Origin of the sequence: Nocardioides sp. GCM10028917 (assembly GCF_042666175.1) — a bacterium.
Classification (GTDB): domain Bacteria; phylum Actinomycetota; class Actinomycetes; order Propionibacteriales; family Nocardioidaceae; genus Nocardioides.
Window position 1 is genome coordinate 43111 of the sequence record NZ_JBHTFL010000004.1, and the last position, 17875, is coordinate 60985.

Here is a 17875-nt window from a genome sequence, read left to right on the forward strand (position 1 = left end):
AAGGACACCCGATGGCCCAGATCCTGATCGTGGAGGACGAGGAGCGGATCGCCTCGTTCGTGGCCAAGGGCCTCCGCGCCGAGGGCCACCAGCCGACCGTCGCGGGCGACGGTCCGAGCGGGCTCGACGAGGCGCTGTCGGGGCGCTTCGACCTGATGGTGCTCGACATCGGGCTCCCCGGCATGGACGGCTTCGAGGTGCTCGACCAGCTGCGCTCCCAGGGGAGCCGGATGCCCGTCATCGTCCTCACCGCCCGCGACTCGGTGACCGACACGGTCACCGCCCTCGACAGCGGCGCCGACGACTACATGGCCAAGCCGTTCCGATTCGCCGAGCTGATGGCCCGCATCCGGCTGCGCCTCCGCGCGCTCGTACCGGCCGACGCCCAGGTGGCCGGGGACGACCTCGTGGTCGGCGGCCTGCGGCTCGACCGGCGCACGCGACGCATCGCCGGGCCGCGGGGTGAGTCCGAGCTCTCCGCACGCGAGTTCGCGCTCGCCGAGATCTTCCTGCTCAACCCCGGCCAGGTCCTGACCCGCGAGCAGCTGCTCGACCTGGTGTGGGGCTACGACTTCGACCCCGGCTCCAACGTGGTGGACGTCTACGTCGGCTACCTGCGCAAGAAGCTCGGCACCGACACCATCGCGACCGTGCGCGGGGTGGGCTACCGGCTCAACCCCTGATGCTGCTCAGGCCCTCGGGTTGAAGGCCGTCAGCGAGCCGCGCGGCAGCCCGGCCAGCACCGGCTCGAGCGCCTCCGCCACCTCGTGGGGCAGGGGACGGTCGTCCGGGTCGCGGCGCAGGCAGGCGTGCACCGTCTCGGCGACCACGGCCGGGACGTCGTCCGGCAGCGCCGCGGGGGTGTCCACGAGCTGCGGGAAGCGGCGGCGTACGTCGTCCGCGTCGGGGTCGCCCTGCTCGAACGGGCGCCGGCCGGCGACCGCGTGGAAGAGCGTCGCACCCAGTCCCCACACGTCGGAGGCGTAGGACGGCACAGGCCCGCCACCGTGGCGCGCGGCGCCCGGGTCGCACTGCTCGGGTGACATGTAGGCGTCGGTGCCGATCGGGTGGCGGAGGCGGCGGGCGTCCTCCTCGGGGCGGGCCACCGACAGGTCGATCAGTCGCGCGGGGGCGCCCATGATGACGTTGCTGGGCTTGACGTCGAGGTGGGTCCAGCCGATGTGGCGGAAGTAGTGCAGCGCGGCGGCGACGTCGATGGCCAGCGGCAGGTACTGCTGCTCCTGCAGGCGGCCGTGGCGACGGACCAGGCTGGAGAGCCGCGGGCCGTCGATGTGCTCCAGGACGACGTGCGGGCGGTCGCCGTCCTGCCCGTCCCGGAGGCCGCGCACGACCACCGGGTGGTTGACCGTGGCGAGGGCGAGGACCTCCCGGCGCAGACCACGCCGGGAGGACTCGTGCTCGAGCTGCGAGGGACGCAGCGCCTTGACGACGACCGGCGACCAGGTCACCTCGTCGAAGCACAGCCAGGCCTCGTAGGCGGCCCCGCCACCGAGGCGGCGCAGCGCGCTGAGGCCCGGCGCTAGGAGCTCGCCCTCGTCGAGGTGCCAGCGGTCGTCGTTCCTGCCCATGTCGCCTCCCTCGCCGTCGGCGGTCAGCCGCGGGTGTCGTTGCGGCTGCGGTCGTTGGTGCCGTTGGCCGTCTTGTCGCGCGTCTTGTCGCCGCCGTCGCGCGTCCAGTCGCGGGTGTTGTCGCCGCGGCTCTTGTCGCGGTCACGGCTGACGTCGGTCACCCGGCTGTTGGTGTTGTCGTTGGTGTCGCGGCTCTGGCCGGTGTACGACGAGCTGTTCGTGCGCGTGTCGTCGTCGGTGTCGTCGAAGGTGTCGTCATCGTCGTCGTCGGAGACCAGGACCAGCGACGGCGCGTCGTCGTCGCGCTTGGCGGCCTCGTCCGGTGTGGCGGACACGACGGGCGTCGACATGGCGATCAGGCCGAAGGCGGTCAGGCCGGCGACACCCAGCAGGGTGGTGGGAAGGATCTTCCTCATCGTGGTTCCTCTCGTCGGGGGCCGGTTCGGCCCGGTGCACGAGAAGAGTGCTGCGGCGGCGTGAGCCGCCCGTGAGGCGCGGATGAGAGGCCTCTCATGCGGTCCCCGACGTGTGGAAGACGGTGCGTCGGGACGGTTTCGAACCGCCGACCGCTCGGGTGTAAACCGAGTGCTCTACCGCTGAGCTACCGACGCGCAGGGGCACACACTACGGGACCGCGCACGCGGCCCGGCAAACCGTCGGCCAGCGTTCGCCGAGCCCCTGCAGGGCCGGCACACCGGGTCCGGAAATGAGTTGAACCGCTGGCGTCTCGGGTCACCAGCGGTTCAACAAGCACAAGATTACACCGGGCCCCAAGGAGGGGCGACGAATCATGAAATTGCCCGGGACCGGTCTAGACCAGGGCTCACACGAGGTGTGTCTCGAGCGCCGCGTGGAGCTCGTGGAGGTGCTCGTCGAGGTCGCGGCCGTCGGGGTTCGCGTTGTGCACCGACCAGCGCAGGCGGCCCTCCCGGTCGACGACGTACGACGACCGGCGCGGCGCGCCCTTGACCTCGTCGAACACCTCGTAGGCACGCGACACGGCGCCGTGGGGCCACCAGTCCGAGAGCAGCGGGAAGTTGAGCCCCTCGGTCTCCGCGAACGTGCGCAGGGCGTACACCGAGTCGCACGACACGGCCAGCACCTCGGTGTCGAAGGTGAGGAACTCGTCGAGCCGGTCGCGCACCCCCGACATCTCACCGGTGCACACCCCGGTGAAGGCGAACGGGTAGAACATCAGCGCGACCGCCTTGCGGCCCCGGAAGTCGCTGAGCCGGACGTCCTGGCCGAACTGGTCACGGAGCGTGAAGTCGGGTGCCTCGTCACCGATGCACAGTCCGTTGCCCGTCACGCTGGTCCCTCGCCGTCCTTCTGGTCGTCCCTGCTGTCCCACCCGGCCAGCTCCCGCTTGAGCACCTTGCCCGTGGCGTTGCGCGGCAGCTCGTCGAGGAACACGATCTCGCGAGGCACCTTGAACCTGGCCAGGTGGGCCTTCACGTGCTCGCGCAGGTCGTCCTCCGACACCTCGCCGGTGCGCACCACGAAGGCGCGCAGGCGTTGACCATAGTCCTCGTCGACGACGCCGACGGCAGCGACCTCCCCCACGCGCTCGTGGGCGACCAGGCAGTCCTCGACCTCCTGCGGGAAGACGTTCTCGCCGCCGGAGACGATCATGTCGTCGTCGCGGCCCGCGACGTGCAGGCGGCCGGCCTCGTCGAACCAGCCGAGGTCACCCGAGGACATCAACCCCTCGACGACCTCCTTGGACCCGCCGTTGGTGTAGCCCTCGAAGAGCAGCCCGTTGCCCACGAAGATCCGGCCCGTCTCACCGCGCGGCAGCTCGTGCCCGTCGTCGCCGAGGATCTTCACGACGGTGCCGTGGGGTGGCTTGCCCGCGGACGTCGGGTCGGCCCGCAGGTCCTCGGGCGTGGCGATCGAGGCGTACGCCACCTCGGTCGAGCCGTAGATGTTGTAGAGGTTGTCGCCGAAGCGGTCCATCCACGCCTGCGCCAGGGTGGCCGGCAGCGCCGACCCGGACGAGGCGACCACCTCGACGCGGGAGAGGTCGATCCCCTCGAGCTCACCGGGGTCGAGCGCCAGGATGCGCTGGAGCATCACCGGGATCACGACCATCGACTGGCATCGCTCGGCCTGCGTGGTCCGCAGCGCCTCCACCGGGTCGAACGTGCGCCGCAGCACCACGGTCGAGCCGAGCAGCATCGCCAGCGCCAGGTGCGCGAAGCCCCAGGTGTGGAACAGCGGCGCCGCGATGTGGGTGCGCCACCCCGCACGCAGCGGCATCCGCGACAGCAGCGACACGGCAGCGTCGATGCCGGCCTCCTTGCGCGGTGCCCCCTTGGGCGTGCCGGTGGTGCCCGAGGTGAGGATCACGATCCGGGCGTGGCGGGCGGGCGGCTGCAGGTCGCCCTCGTCGTACGCCGACACGAGCCGCTCGAGGGTGTCCCGGGTCCCGTCGGCTCCGGGGTTGCCGTCGGTCCACGCCAGGACCCGGCGCTCGAGGTCGGCGCCGGCGAGCAGCCCGGTGAACTCCTCGTCGTGGATGACCATGCTCGGCGCCTCCCGCTCGAGCACGTCGACGAGCTGCGGTCCCGCGAAGGCGGTGTTGAGGTAGAGGATGTCGGCGCCCAGCTTGGCGATCGCGATGGTGGCGTCGATGAAGCCGCGGTGGTTGCGGCACATCACCGCCACCGAGTCGCCCTCGCGGACACCGCGCTCCGCGAGGGCCCTCGCGAGGGAGTTGGAGCGGCGCTGCAGCTCGCCCCAGGTGAGCTCGCCGAGCTCGTCCACCACGCCCACCTGGTGCGGCTCACGGGCAGCCAACGTGGCGAACCCGCCCGCCGGTCCGGTGCCCCAGCGCACGACCAGCCGGCCGATGTCGAGCAGGGTGCGTGGTGCGTGGGGCCTGATCACGCCCGCGCGACCCAGCACGCGGACGGTGGTGGCGACCCCCGACGCCCGGGCGGCGAGCGTGGACGGGAGGTCGCGAACGGTCACGCGGGGGTCTTCGGCGCGACCAGCCGGGTGGCCTGCCAGTCCTTGCTGACGGCCGCCGTCGTGGTCTGCGACAGGCCCGCGACGGGCGCCGCCTCGCTGACGTCGGACGCGTCGACCGTGCCCGGTCGACCGACCTTGGGCGTGAGCAACCAGATCGACCCGCCGCCGACGAGGTCGGTCAGGGCGTCGACGAGGCCGTCGACGAGGTCACCGTCGTCGGCGCGCCACCACAGCAGCACGGCGTCGACCACGTTGCCGTAGTCGCCGTCGACCATGTCGGCGTCGATGCAGTCCTCGACCGCGACGCGCAGCTCGTCATCGGTGTCGTTGTCCCAGCCGAGTTCCTGGACGACCATCCCGGGCTTGAGCCCGAGCCGCTCCCCCGTTCCTGTCACCGGGGCAGAATCGCCCACCGTCGAGCTCACGCAGTGCCTCCTGTGTTCGGGTGCCCGACCGGTGGTGGTCAGGCGTCGATGCGCACAGTCCACAGGAACACAGCAGGAGCCGCAACCCCGGTCCACCCCCCGTCCGCGTGCGCGCCCGTGGCGGACCGCGGTCGCCGCGGGCGCCGTACGGCCTGTGGGACTACCCACGGGTAGATTTCGTGGCGCCGACGGTCGTGACACGATGAGCGGGTGAGTGACGCCGAGAAGTCCGACGAGAAGACCAGCAAGAACCCGGCCATCGCGTCGGTGATCCACGAGGGCCTTCCCACCCAGCTGCCCGACATCGACCCGGACGAGACGCAGGAGTGGCTCGCGTCGTTCGACGCGATGCTCGAGGACCGCGGCCGCGACCGCGCCCGCTACATGATGCTGCGCCTCCTCGAGCGCGCGCGCGAGAAGCAGGTCGGCGTCCCGGCGCTGCGCTCGACCGACTACATCAACACGATCCCGCCGGAGCGCGAGCCGTGGTTCCCGGGCGACGAGGAGGTCGAGCGCCGCATCCGCGCGTTCATCCGCTGGAACGCCGCCGTCATGGTCTCGTCGGCCAACCGCAAGGGCCTCGAGGTCGGCGGCCACATCGCCACCTACCAGTCCTCCGCGAGCCTCTACGAGGTCGGCTTCAACCACTTCTTCCGCGGCAAGGACCACGAGGGCGGCGGCGACCAGATCTACATCCAGGGCCACGGCTCGCCGGGTGTCTACGCCCGCGCGTTCCTCGAGGGTCGCCTCAGCGAGGAGCAGCTCTACCGCTTCCGCCAGGAGGTCCAGCACGGCAAGGGCGCCGGCCTGCCGTCGTACCCCCACCCCCGCCTGATGCCCGACTTCTGGGAGTTCCCGACCGTGTCGATGGGCCTCACGGCCATCGGCTCGATCTACCAGGCGCGCTTCAACCGCTACCTCGACAACCGCGGCATCAAGGACACCCAGCAGCAGCGCGTGTGGGCCTTCATGGGTGACGGCGAGATGGCCGAGCCCGAGTCGCTGGGCGCGATCCGCGTCGCCGCCCGCGAAGAGCTCGACAACCTCACCTGGGTCATCAACTGCAACCTGCAGCAGCTCGACGGGCCGGTCACCGGCAACGGCAAGATCATCCAGGAGCTCGAGGCCAACTTCCGCGGCGCCGGGTGGAACGTCATCAAGGTCGTCTGGGGCCGCGAGTGGGACGCCCTGCTGGCGCGCGACGTCGACGGCGTCCTGGTCAACCGGATGAACTCCACGCCCGACGGAGCCTTCCAGACCTACTCGACCGAGGACGGCGCCTACGTCCGCGAGCACTTCTTCGGCGGCGACCCGCGCCTGCGCAAGATGGTCGAGCACATGTCCGACACGCAGATCGAGAAGCTCCCCCGCGGCGGCCACGACTACCGCAAGGTCTTCGCCGCGTTCGACGCCGCGTCCAAGCACACCGGTCAGCCGACGGTGATCCTGGCCCACACCATCAAGGGCTGGACGATCGACGCCCTCGAGGGCAAGAACGCCACCCACCAGATGAAGAAGCTGACCCTCCCGGACCTCAAGAAGTTCCGCGACCGGCTCTACCTGCCGATCAGCGACCGCGACCTCGAGGAGTCCTACGAGAAGACCGGCGGTGCGCCGTTCTTCCACCCGGGCGCCGACGCCCCGGAGATCGAGTACATGCTCGAGCGCCGCTCGGCCCTCGGCGGCTCGATCCCCCGCCGGGTCAACCGCGCCCCCGCCCTCAAGCTGCCCGGCGACGAGCTGTACGCCGAGCTCAAGCAGGGGTCGGGCAAGAACAAGTTCGCCACCACGATGGCCGTCGTCCGGCTGCTGCGCGACTGGATGAAGGACCCGGAGATCGGTGACCGCCTGGTCCCGATCGCCCCCGACGAGTACCGCACGTTCGGCATGGACTCGATGTTCCCGAGCGCCAAGGTCTACAACCCGGGCGGCCAGCAGTACGAGTCGGTCGACCGCAAGATGCTGCTGTCCTACAAGGAGTCCGCGCAGGGCCAGATGCTCCACGAGGGCATCTCCGAGGCGGGCGCGATGGCGTCGGCCACCGCCGCCGGGTCGGCGTACTCCACGCACGGCGAGCACATGATCCCGTTCTACATCTTCTACTCGATGTTCGGCTTCCAGCGCACGGGCGACTCCATCTGGGCGATGGCCGACCAGCTGGCCCGCGGCTTCCTCATCGGCGCCACGGCCGGTCGCACGACGCTGACGGGCGAGGGCCTCCAGCACGCCGACGGTCACTCGCCGCTGCTGGCCGCGACGAACCCGGCGATCGTCCACTACGACCCGGCGTTCTCCTACGAGATCAGCCACATCATGCAGAACGGCCTCGAGCGGATGTACGGCACCGGCGGGCCCGACGGCGCCGGCGAGGACGTCATCTTCTACCTCACCGTCTACAACGAGCCGGTCTCCATGCCGGCCGAGCCCGCCGACGTCGACGTCGACGGCATCCTGCGGGGCATCCACAAGGTCGCCACCGCCGACGGCGAGGGTCCGAGGGTCCAGCTGATGGCGTCCGGCGTGGGCTTCCCCTGGGCCGAGGAGGCCGCCCGCCTGCTCGCCGAGGACTGGGGCGTCCAGGCCGACCTGTGGTCGGTGACCTCGTGGAACGAGCTCGCCCGCGACGGTGCCGCCGCCGAGCAGTGGAACCTGCTCAACCCGGGCGAGGAGCGCCGCACGGCCTACGTCAGCGACAAGCTGGCCGGCGCCCGAGGCCCGGTCGTCGCCGTGTCCGACTACATGCGGGCCGTCCCGCTGCAGATCGCCCGCTGGGTCCCGGCCGACTACCGCGTGCTCGGTGCCGACGGGTTCGGCTTCGCCGACACCCGCCCGGCCGCCCGCCGGTTCTTCCACATCGACGCGGTCAGCGTCGTCGTCCAGGCCCTCCAGGCCCTGGCCGACGCCGGCGACTTCCCGGTGGAGAAGGTCGTCGAGGCCGCGCAGCGCTACAAGATCGACGACCCCACCGCCACCAAGGACATCAAGCAGGAGGGCGGCGACGCCTGACCGGCGCCACCACGCGATGACACCCGCCTGACCCGCCCGGGTCAGGCGGGTGTTGCGTGTCGTACGTCGTCGAGCGGGTCGAGCGGTCCGTCGCCGGCGCGCGCCTCGACCGGACGGACCGGCGCCCCCTCGTCGAGGAGGTCGCGCCAGCGGTCGCGGTCGTAGCAGGCCGGCTCGGTGCTGCGGATGAAGTCCCGCACGATCTTGGCGAAGCGCTCGGGGTGGTCACGGTGCGGGAAGTGGCCGGCGTTGGGAATGATCTCGACCCGCGCGGTCGGGGCCAGGGCACTGGCGTTGCTCGCGTGGCTGACCGGGATGACGAGGTCGTCGGCGCCCCAGATCACGCACATCGGCATGGCCTCGGTGAGGTACGCCCGGTCGGCCATCGTCACGATCTGGCCCTTCCAGTCCACGACCGCACGGACCACGTGGCGGATGGCGGCGCGGGCACGCGGGTCCTTGAACGAGTCGTAGATGGTGGCGACCTCGCCGAGGTCGCGCAGCTGGCTGATCCCGCTCCGGGCGAGCACCCGCATCGTCGTCGTGGCCGCGTGGCGCAGCCCCGGCGCCGCCAGCACGCCCATCACCTGGTGGAAGCCCGGGGTCGTGATCGCGCGGATCACGGGGTTGACCTCGGGCCCCAGTCCGCCGGAGCCCACGAGCACGAGGCGCTCGGTGCGCTCGGGGTACTGGTAGGCGAACTGCATCGCCACTCCCCCGCCGAAGCTGTGCCCGACGACCGTCGCGGTGTCGATGCCCAGCACGGTCAGCAGGTCCCGCATGCCGTTGGCGTAGCCGCCCACGCTGTAGTCGGCGCGCGGCTTGTCGGACGACCCGTGCCCGAGCAGGTCGGGCGCGATGACGGTGTGCGTCCGGGAGAGCGAGTCGATGACTGGCATCCAGGTCGTGTGGTCGCATCCCAGGCCGTGCAGCAGGAGGACGACGGGCCCCGATCCGGCGCGGACGTAGGTGCGTCGGTGCCCGTGCACGGTCACGTGCTCGACCTGGGGGCTGCTGCGACGGGCCACGCGACCTTCCACCTCGATCTCGGGGGTGAGAACTGTTCGGGATTCAACCAGAGCGTGCTGCCCGGTACCCCACGCGCCTCCGCACGATGCCAAGTCGTGACCTGCGGCGTCGACCGGCGCTCCTCACTCGAACGCGCATCGGTTCGTGGGAATCCCACTACGTGACGCACCCCACTACAGTCGTCCCGTGACCCCGTCCCGTCGTCGCGCAGCCGAGGCCCTGCGCAACTCCACGGGCGCGCTGAGCACGGCTGCCACGGGCCGGATGTCGACCGACCTGCCGTGGTTCGACGACCTGAGCGCCCAGGACCGCTCGTGGGTCGGCCTTATCGTGCAGGCCGGCATCCGTGGCTTCGTGGACTGGTACGACCACGAGGTCGAGGCGTCGGCCCACGACCCGCTCGACGTCGTCGTGTTCGGCGCCGCGCCGCGCGAGCTGACCGGCGTCATCTCGCTGCAGCAGACCGTCGAGCTGGTGCGGCTGAGCATCCGGGTCGTCGAGACGACGATCGATGCACTCCTCGACCCGGAGGACGCCAGCGAGGTGCACGACGCGGTGCTGCTCTACGCGCGGGAGGTGGCCTTCGCCACCGCGGCCGTCTACGCCCGCGCTGCCGAGTCCCGCGGCGCGTGGGACGCCCGGCTCGAGGCACTGGTCGTCGACTCGGTCGTCCGCGCGGAGGCCGACGAGAGCGTGCTGTCGCGCGCGAGCGCACTGGGCTGGGGGGCCCACGGCGACGTGGCCGTGGTGCTGGGCTCCACGCCTCCGCACCGGGCCGAGCTCGACGTCTTCGAGTCCGTACGCCGCTCGGCGCGCGCCGGGGGGATGGACGCGCTGTGCGCCACGCAGGGCGACCGGCTCGTCGTCGTGCTGGGCGGCGTCTCCGACCCGCTCCCGGCGGCGACCCGGCTGCTGGACCACTTCGGCGACGGGCCTGTCGTGGTCGGGCCCGTCACCGCTGACCTCGCCCACGCCAACGCGTCCGCCCGCGCCGCCCTGTCGGCCCACCGGGCCGCCAGCGGCTGGCCGGACGCCCCGCGCCCCGTCGCGAGCCGCGACCTGCTGCCCGAGCGCGCCCTCGCCGGCGACGGCCACGCGCGGCGCCACCTCGTCGACGAGGTCTACCTCCCGCTGGTGGCCGCCCGCGGCACCCTGCTGGAGACGCTGTCGGCGTGGTTCGAGCACGGCTCGTCGATCGAGGCGACGGCTCGCGCCCTCTTCGTGCACCCCAACACGGTGCGCTACCGGCTGCGCCAGATCTCCGACGCCACAGGCTGGTCACCGACCCGCCCGCGCGAGGCGTTCGCCCTCCAGCTGGCGCTGATCCTAGGGCGACAGTCGGGTCGAACGGAACTGTAGGAACCCTACAAAGATCTGGGGGTCAGATTCGTCGGCGCCGGACCCGCGCCGACGGGCCACGACCCGTCACAGTGGACGTGTGCTCGTCATCGTCGCCCCCGGTCAAGGGGCCCAGACCCCCGGTTTCCTCGCGCCTTGGCTGGAGGACCCGACCTTCGCCGCGCGGTTCGACTGGCTGGCCACCGTCGCCGGCATCGACCTCGCCCACTACGGCACCGAGGCGGACGCCGACACGATCCGCGACACCAAGATCGCCCAGCCGCTGCTGGTCGCGACCGGGCTGGTCGCGGCGCTCGACCTCTTCCCGCACCCGGCCGACGCGTTCGCGCGCATCGGTGCGGTCGCCGGCCACAGCGTCGGCGAGCTGACCGCCGCGGCAGGCGCCCGGGTGATCACCGCCGAGCAGGCGATGGTGCTGGTGCGCGAGCGCGGCAACGCGATGGCGGACGCGGCGGCCACCACCGCCACCGGGATGACCGCCGTCCTCGGTGGCGACCGCGACGAGGTCCTCGCGGCCATCGAGCGCCACGGCCTCACCGCCGCCAACGACAACGGCCCCGGCCAGGTCGTCGCAGCCGGTACGACGGAGCAGCTCGCGGCCTTCGCCGAGGACCCGCCCGCCAAGGCGCGCCTGATGCCGCTCAGCGTCGCCGGCGCGTTCCACACCGTCCACATGGCACCCGCGGTCGACCGCCTCGCCTCGCTGGCCCGGTCGGTCTCCACCCACGACCCGCGCACCCCGGTGATCTCCAACCGCGACGGCCAGGTCGTCCACGACGGCCGCGACGTGCTGCGCCGCATGGTCGGGCAGATCTCCAACCCCGTCCGCTGGGACCTCTGCCTCGAGACCATGAGCGACCTCGGCGTCACCGGCATCCTGGAGATGCCGCCCGCCGGCACGCTCACCGGCATCGCGAAGCGTGCGCTCAAGGGCGTCGAGACCTTCGCGCTCAAGACACCCGACCAGCTCGACGACGCCCGCGAGTTCTGCGACAAGCACGGCGAGGCGTCGATGATCGAGACCACGCCGACGTGGCGGATGGTCGTCTCCCCCGCGAAGGGCACGTTCCACATCTCGGCCGAGGCGGCCCAGCTCCACCTGCTCGCGCCCGGCGCCGTCATCGGCGCCGTGGCCAGCCTGCGCGACCGCACCGACATCACCGCGCCGCACGGCGGCTCCGTGGTCGAGTGGCTGGTCGAGGACGGCGACCTCGTCTCGCCCGGACAGCCCCTCCTGCGCCTCCACCCCGAGGCCACCCTCTGATGGCCACCATCACCGGCGGCGCGGGCGCCCCGCACGCGCGCATCATGGGCGTCGGGGCCTACCGCCCCACCCGCCTCGTCCCGAACTCCGAGGTCGTCGACGCCATCGACTCCAGCGACGAGTGGATCCAGCAGCGCTCCGGGATCAAGACGCGCCGCTGGGCCGGTCCCGAGGAGTCCGTGCAGATGATGTCCGTCGAGGCCTCGCGGATCGCCATCGAGCGGTCGGGGCTCGACGTCGGCCAGATCGACTGCGTGGTGGTGGCGACCGTGAGCCACCTGCTCCAGACGCCCGCAGTGGCCACCGCGGTCGCGCACGAGCTCGGCACCGATGGTGCGGCCGCCTTCGACATCTCCGCGGCCTGCTCCGGGTTCTGCCACGGCATCGCCCTCGCCTCCGACATCGTCCGCGCGGGCAGCTCCCGCCACGTCCTCGTCATCGGGGTGGAGCGGCTCACCGACATCCTCGACCTCACCGACCGCGGCACCGCCTTCATCTTCGCCGACGGAGCCGGGGCGGCCGTCGTCGGCCCCAGCGACACCCCCGGCATCGGCCCGGTCGTGTGGGGCTCCGACGGCGAGCAGTTCGACCTCATCCGTCAGCGCGAGGACTGGCGCGACGTCGTCGGCACCGACACCCAGCCGGGCTCCGGCGTGATGCCGCACCTCACCATGCAGGGCAACCCGGTCTTCCGCTGGGCGTCGTTCGCGATGGCCAAGATCGGCCAGCAGGCGCTGGACACGGCCGGGGTCTCGCTCGACGAGCTCGACGTCTTCGTGCCCCACCAGGCCAACATGCGCATCATCGACGCCATGGCGCGCTCGATGAAGCTCCCGGCCTCGGTGAAGATCGCCCGCGACGTCGCGGACCAGGGCAACTCCTCCGCCGCGTCGGTCCCCCTCGCGCTCGACCGGATGATGGCCGAGGGCGAGGCGAAGTCGGGCGACACGGCGCTGCTCATCGCGTTCGGCGCCGGGCTGTCCTACGCAGCCCAGGTCGTCACCGTCCCCTGACCTGCACCACCCACAGACCAGCCCAAGCAGCACCCACACAGAAGAAGGGAAGGCCCATGGCCAGCACCGAAGAAATCCGCGCCGACCTCGCCGACATCGTCAACGAGGTGGCCGGCGTCGACGCCGACGACGTCCAGCTGGACAAGTCCTTCGTGGACGACCTCGACGTCGACTCGCTCTCCATGGTCGAGGTCGTCGTGGCCGCCGAGGAGAAGTTCGGCGTGACCATCCCCGACGACGAGGTCAAGAACCTCAAGACCGTGGGCGACGCCGTCGCCTACATCGAGCGCGCCCAGGGCTGACGCTCTCCCCCGCGTCACGGGCGGCCGGCGTGCAACCCGGCCCCCGTGACCCAGGAACCTCATCCCCCGCGAGAAACGGAACCACATCAGATGCCCTCGACCCGCGTAGTCGTCACCGGCCTCGGCACCACCTCCCCCGTCGGCGGGGACGTCGCCTCCACCTGGCAGGCGATGCTGTCCGGCACCTCCGGCGTCAGGCGCCTCACCGACGAGTGGGTCGACCAGCTGCCGGTGAAGATCGGTGGCCGCGTGGCGGTCGAGCCGTCCGAGGTCCTCGAGCGGGTCAAGGCCCGCCGTCTCGACCGGTCGAGCCAGTTCGCCATGGTCGCCGCCGAGCAGGCGTGGGCCGACGCGGGCCTGGAGGACTCCGGCCTCGAGCCCGAGCGGCTCGGCGTGGCGCTCGCCTCCGGCATCGGTGGCGTCACCACGCTCCTCGACAACTACGACACCCTCCTCGAGAAGGGGGCGCGCCGGGTCTCCCCCCTCGCCGTCCCGATGCTCATGCCCAACGCCCCGGCGGCCAACGTCAGCCTCAAGTACGGCGCCCGCGCGGCGGTCCACGCCCCGACCTCGGCCTGCGCGTCCGGCAACGAGGCCATCGCCATGGCGATCGACCTGATCCGCCTCGGCCGGGCCGACGTCGTCATGGCCGGCGGCACCGAGGCCGCGATCCACCCGTTGCCGATGGCGGCGTTCGCCAACATGATGGCGCTGTCCAAGACCGGCAGCGAGGACGGCGGCGACCCGACCACCGTCTCCCGCCCCTGGGACACCGGCCGCGACGGCTTCGTCCTCGGCGAGGGCGGCGCCGTGCTCATCCTCGAGTCCGAGGAGCACGCACGCGCTCGCGGCGCGAAGATCTACGCCGAGGTGCGCGGTGCCGGCATCAGCAACGACGCCCACGACATCGCCCAGCCCGACCCGGAGGGTCGCGGCGGCACCCGTGCCATCAAGATGGCGCTGCGCGAGGGCGACGTCGACCCCGCCACCGTCGTCCACGTCAACGCCCACGCGACCTCCACGCCCAAGGGTGACATCGCCGAGGGCCTGATGCTCCACGCCGTCCTCGGCGAGCACGTCGACCGCTGCGTGGTCACCAGCACCAAGTCGATGACCGGCCACCTGCTCGGTGGCGCCGGCGCCCTCGAGGCCGTGGCCACCGTCATGGCGCTCCACGACCGCGTCAGCCCGCCGACGATCAACCTCGACGACAAGGACCCCGAGGTCGACCTCGACATCCCGACCTCGAAGCGCGACCTGCCCGACGGCGACGTCGTCGCGCTCAACAACTCCTTCGGCTTCGGCGGCGCCAACGTCGCGGTCGCCTTCGGCAGCGTCTGAGAAACCGGAAGAGGACCCCATGACCACGACGGCCACCAAGCCCGCCAAGCTGCCCCGCGAGCAGGACCCGCGCAATCCCGTCCACCGGCTCACGGCCCTGTTCGACGAGGGCACGCTCGAGCTGCTGACGCCCGATGACGACTCGGGCATGCTCGCCGCCACTGGGCGGGTCGACGGCACGGCGGTCGTCGCCTTCTGCAGCGACGCGACCGTCATGGGCGGGGCCATGGGCGACCTGGGCTGCCGGGTCGTGGTCGATGCCTATCACCGGGCGATCACCGACGGGGTGCCGATCATCGGCCTGTGGCACTCCGGCGGCGCGCGGCTCGCCGAGGGCGTGCTCTCCCTGCACGCCGTGGGCCGCATCTTCCAGGTCATGACGCAGGCGTCGGGCGTCATCCCGCAGATCTCCGTGGTCCTCGGCCCCGCGGCCGGCGGCGCGGCCTACGGTCCCGCCCTCACCGACGTGGTCATTCTCGGCCCCGAGGGCCGCATCTTCGTGACCGGACCCGACGTCGTCCGCTCCGTCACGGGCGAGGACGTCGACATGCTGCGCCTCGGCGGCCCGGAGCCCCACGGCCGTCGTTCGGGCGTCGTCCACATCCTCACCGAGTCCGAGCGCGAGGCGCTCGACCGGGCCCGCACCGTCGCCTCGCTCCTCGGCGCCCAGCACAGCCTCGACGTCGACGCGGTCGAGGACCGTGACCTCGCGGCGATGCTCCCCGAGTCCAAGAAGCGCGCCTACGACGTGCACCCGCTCGTCGAGGCCGTCCTCGACGACGGCACCATGCAGGAGCTGCACGCCCGCTGGGCGCCCAACATCGTCACCGCACTGGGCCGCTTCGGCGGCCGAACGGTGGGCGTCGTGGCCAACAACCCGCTGCGACTCGGCGGCTGCCTCGACTCGCTGTCGGCCGAGAAGGCCTCCCGCTTCGTGCGCATGTGCGACGCCTTCGGCGTGCCGCTGATCGTCCTCGTGGACGTGCCGGGATACCTCCCCGGCGTCGGGCAGGAGTGGGACGGCGTCGTGCGCCGCGGGGCGAAGCTCCTGCACGCCTTCGGCGAGTGCGTGGTGCCCCGAGTGACGCTGGTGACCCGCAAGACCTACGGCGGCGCCTACATCGCGATGAACGCCCGCTCCTTGGGCGCCACCCGCGTGTTCGCCTGGCCGGGCGCCGAGGTGGCCGTGATGGGTGCGGTGGCTGCGATCCGCATCCTGCACCGTCGCAAGCTGGCGGAGGTCTCCCCCGAGATCCGGCCCCAGGTCGAGGCCGAGCTGGCCGCCGAGCACGAGCGGATCGCCGGTGGCGTCGACAAGGCCGTCGAGATCGGCGTCGTGGACGAGGTGGTCGAGCCGGGTCGCACCCGCAGTGCGATCGCGGCCGCGTTCCGCCACGAGATCGACACCTCGGGCGTGCACCGCGGACACCACGGCAACATCCCGCTCTGAGGGGCCGTCCTCAGACCACCTCAGACCACCCTCAGACCACCTGGTGCAGCCAGCGCACCGGCGCGCCCTCGCCGGCGTGGCGGAAGGTCTCGAGCTCGTCGTCCCACGGCTTGCCGAGCAGGTTGTCGATCTCGAGCAGCAGCGTGGTGTCGCCGAGGGCTGCCTTCACCACTGCGGCCTTCAGCCGGTCCTCGGGGATCAGGATGTCGCCGTGCGGCCCCGTGATGGCGTGGAAGATCCCGAGGTCTGGGGTGCACGAGAAGCGCGTGCCCTCCGTGGAGCTCGTCGGCTCCTCGGTGATCTCGAAGCGCAGGTGGTTCCAGCCCCGCAGGGCAGACGCCACCGCTGCTGCGGTGCCACCCGAACCGGTCCAGGACAGCTCGGCCCGGTAGGACCCCGGCTGGGCAGGCTGCGGCGTCCAGTCGAGCGAGACGGCGACTCCGAGGATCCCGCCCACGGCCCACTCGATGTGCGGGCAGAGTGCGGAGGGAGCAGAGTGCACGTAAAGAATGCCCCTCGTGGCCGGACCGTCCGGACGGGAAGCAATGCGTGTGGTCACTGTGACCTCCTTGAGTTCCGACGCTCCAGATGCGCCTTCCCCAGCGTTCTGTCGTCAGTGCTCAAAGAGTTGAGTGACACGTATGTGATTAGTGGCCCCATTGTGACCCATGTGGCGCCCGAGCGCCAGCGGTCACGCCGATCGGACGGTCAGGACTGGCGTCGTTCCAGGATCTCCGCGCGCTCGGCGGCGTCGGTGAGCTCGTCGGAGTCGATCGCGTGCGTGCGGTGGAACCACGCCAGCGCGTCCGACTCACGGCCGGCCGCCTCGAGGGTGTCGGCATAGGCGTAGCGCAGCCGCACCACCCAGGCAGACCGGCTCTTCGACGTCAGCGGCGCGAGCTCGAGGGTGCGCAGGGCAGCGTCAAGCTGACCCATGTCGCGTCGGGCGCCCGCCTCCACCAGCGTCATCTCGGCCTTTGCCTCGGTGCTGAAGTTGGCGACCGACGGCGTCTTGGCCAGCTTGATCGCCTGCTCGGGGTTGCCGAGCGCTCGGTGGCAGTCGGCCATGATCGGCAGGTAGTCCGTCGCACCATTCATGCGCTTGGCGGCACGCAGCTCCGACAGCGCCTCGGCGTAGTGCCCGGCGGCGTACGCCGTCTCACCCGCCGCCTCCCGGACGACCGCGATGCGCGAGGCACGGGCACGGGCGGCCAGGGCGTGGCGGTAGGCGAGCTCGGGGTCCTCGTCGATGAAAGCCCCGGCCGCTGCGAGGTGCCGGGCGACCCGGGCCGCGAGCTTCTCGGGCAGACCCTTCAGCTGGGCGCGGACGCCACGGTCGAGCTCGATGCCCGTGATGTGCTCGGGCAGGTCAGGACCGTCGTACGCCGCCTGGTCGGCCGTGCGGGGCTCCTTGTCCTCCGCTCGGCCCCTGGGCCCGCGCTGCTGGGCGCCGGCCGGACGCTTGCCGCCCGTCGGCTTGCCGGCTGACGGGCCGCGGCCGCCGGTCTTGCCCCGGGTGTCCCCGGACCGGCTGGCGCCGCCGCGCGAGTCGCTGCGGGATCCACCGCGGGAGTCACCCCGGGATCCACCGCGCGAGTCCCCCTGGGACCCGCCGCGCGACGAAGAGCTGCCGCGGGCCCCGCCGGACGAGCCACCTCGTCCGCCGTCGGACCCACCTCGTGACGGTCGCTGTCCTCGACGGTCCTCGGCCACAGCCGCACTTCCCTTCTCCACGCCTCGACACCCCGTTCGGGGGCAACGCTACTCATACCGCGCCAGAAATGGCGCAGGGGCCACCAGATCACTGGTGGCCCCTGCCAAATGTTTGTCCGGCGGCGTCCTACTCTCCCACAACCTCTCGGTTGCAGTACCATCGGCGCTGAAAGGCTTAACTTCCGGGTTCGGTATGGGACCGGGTGTTTCCCGTTTCGCTATGGCCGCCGTAACTCTTTCAACCTGTTCAAACCCCCACAGTTGTGAGTTGGGTTTGTTGGTTGGGAACTGCGTAGTGGACGCGAACAGTGTGTGTGTTCGTTGGTTGCGCGGGTGTACGTACGTGTCACGTGTGTTGTCACGTGTGTGGTTTTGTACGTGGTTGGGACAAGCCCTCGGCCTATTAGTACC

Annotated in this window: 16 protein-coding genes, 1 tRNA gene and 1 rRNA gene; 8 read left to right on the top strand and 10 right to left on the bottom strand. The window is 71.6% G+C overall.

The window, feature by feature from the left end:
• Positions 1-11: 11 nt before the first annotated feature.
• Positions 12-683 (top strand): response regulator transcription factor, encoded by a 672-nt coding sequence (locus ACFQW6_RS07065; protein WP_378542719.1) that lies wholly within the window; start codon positions 12-14, stop codon positions 681-683.
• 6 nt (positions 684-689) lie between these two features.
• Here ACFQW6_RS07065 and ACFQW6_RS07070 read toward each other — a convergent pair whose 3' ends face one another.
• The 6 genes from ACFQW6_RS07070 to ACFQW6_RS07095 form a co-directional block, all read right to left on the bottom strand.
• Positions 690-1589 carry a serine/threonine-protein kinase gene (locus ACFQW6_RS07070; protein WP_378542721.1) on the bottom strand — a complete coding sequence of 300 codons (900 nt, stop codon included), beginning with the start codon at positions 1587-1589 and terminating at the stop codon, positions 690-692.
• 23 nt (positions 1590-1612) lie between these two features.
• Positions 1613-2005 (bottom strand): hypothetical protein, encoded by a 393-nt coding sequence (locus ACFQW6_RS07075; protein ID WP_378542723.1) that lies wholly within the window; start codon positions 2003-2005, stop codon positions 1613-1615.
• 123 nt (positions 2006-2128) lie between these two features.
• Positions 2129-2200 (bottom strand) — tRNA-Val (locus tag ACFQW6_RS07080).
• Between the two features lie 212 nt (positions 2201-2412).
• The gene (locus ACFQW6_RS07085) at positions 2413-2898 is read right to left on the bottom strand and encodes a peroxiredoxin (RefSeq protein ID WP_378542725.1); all 486 of its coding nucleotides are present in this window, start codon (positions 2896-2898) and stop codon (positions 2413-2415) included.
• A complete protein-coding gene (locus tag ACFQW6_RS07090; RefSeq protein ID WP_378542727.1) occupies positions 2895-4562 on the bottom strand; it encodes an AMP-binding protein in 1668 nt (555 codons plus the stop codon). Before ACFQW6_RS07090 ends, ACFQW6_RS07085 begins: the two co-directional genes overlap by 4 nt.
• Complete coding sequence (locus ACFQW6_RS07095; protein WP_378542729.1) at positions 4559-4987, bottom strand: DUF3052 domain-containing protein; 429 nt, start codon at positions 4985-4987, stop codon at positions 4559-4561. The genes ACFQW6_RS07090 and ACFQW6_RS07095 overlap by 4 nt, the downstream gene beginning before the upstream one ends.
• Before the next feature lie 258 nt (positions 4988-5245).
• On the opposite strand from ACFQW6_RS07095, the gene aceE reads away from it, so the two are divergent.
• Positions 5246-7993: a pyruvate dehydrogenase (acetyl-transferring), homodimeric type gene (gene aceE / locus ACFQW6_RS07100; RefSeq protein ID WP_378542747.1), complete on the top strand. Its 2748-nt coding sequence runs from the start codon at positions 5246-5248 to the stop codon at positions 7991-7993.
• Positions 7994-8034: 41 nt separating this feature from the next.
• Here aceE and ACFQW6_RS07105 read toward each other — a convergent pair whose 3' ends face one another.
• Positions 8035-9021, bottom strand: a complete 987-nt coding sequence (locus tag ACFQW6_RS07105) for an alpha/beta fold hydrolase (RefSeq protein ID WP_378542731.1) — start codon at positions 9019-9021, stop codon at positions 8035-8037.
• A 187-nt stretch (positions 9022-9208) separates the two neighbouring features.
• On the opposite strand from ACFQW6_RS07105, the gene ACFQW6_RS07110 reads away from it, so the two are divergent.
• From ACFQW6_RS07110 to ACFQW6_RS07135, 6 genes are all read left to right on the top strand, one after another.
• Positions 9209-10381 (top strand): PucR family transcriptional regulator, encoded by a 1173-nt coding sequence (locus ACFQW6_RS07110; RefSeq protein ID WP_378542733.1) that lies wholly within the window; start codon positions 9209-9211, stop codon positions 10379-10381.
• A gap of 79 nt (positions 10382-10460) precedes the next feature.
• The gene (locus tag ACFQW6_RS07115; protein ID WP_378542735.1) at positions 10461-11645 is read left to right on the top strand and encodes an acyltransferase domain-containing protein; all 1185 of its coding nucleotides are present in this window, start codon (positions 10461-10463) and stop codon (positions 11643-11645) included.
• A complete protein-coding gene (locus tag ACFQW6_RS07120) occupies positions 11645-12658 on the top strand; it encodes a beta-ketoacyl-ACP synthase III (protein ID WP_378542737.1) in 1014 nt (337 codons plus the stop codon). The genes ACFQW6_RS07115 and ACFQW6_RS07120 overlap by 1 nt, the downstream gene beginning before the upstream one ends.
• A 56-nt stretch (positions 12659-12714) precedes the next feature.
• Complete coding sequence (locus ACFQW6_RS07125) at positions 12715-12960, top strand: acyl carrier protein (RefSeq protein WP_378542739.1); 246 nt, start codon at positions 12715-12717, stop codon at positions 12958-12960.
• 90 nt (positions 12961-13050) lie between these two features.
• Positions 13051-14301, top strand: coding sequence for a beta-ketoacyl-ACP synthase II (fabF, locus tag ACFQW6_RS07130; RefSeq protein ID WP_378542741.1), 1251 nt, complete (start codon positions 13051-13053; stop codon positions 14299-14301).
• Positions 14302-14320: 19 nt separating this feature from the next.
• Positions 14321-15751, top strand: coding sequence for an acyl-CoA carboxylase subunit beta (locus tag ACFQW6_RS07135; RefSeq protein WP_378542743.1), 1431 nt, complete (start codon positions 14321-14323; stop codon positions 15749-15751).
• A 31-nt stretch (positions 15752-15782) separates the two neighbouring features.
• Here the strand turns inward: ACFQW6_RS07135 and ACFQW6_RS07140 are convergent, their stop codons facing one another.
• The 3 genes from ACFQW6_RS07140 to rrf form a co-directional block, all read right to left on the bottom strand.
• Positions 15783-16298, bottom strand: coding sequence for a DUF3145 domain-containing protein (locus tag ACFQW6_RS07140; protein WP_300053647.1), 516 nt, complete (start codon positions 16296-16298; stop codon positions 15783-15785).
• 161 nt (positions 16299-16459) lie between these two features.
• Positions 16460-17485, bottom strand: coding sequence for a tetratricopeptide repeat protein (locus ACFQW6_RS07145; RefSeq protein WP_378542745.1), 1026 nt, complete (start codon positions 17483-17485; stop codon positions 16460-16462).
• Positions 17486-17578: 93 nt separating this feature from the next.
• Positions 17579-17696, bottom strand: a 5S ribosomal RNA gene (gene rrf / locus ACFQW6_RS07150).
• Positions 17697-17875: the final 179 nt, after the last annotated feature.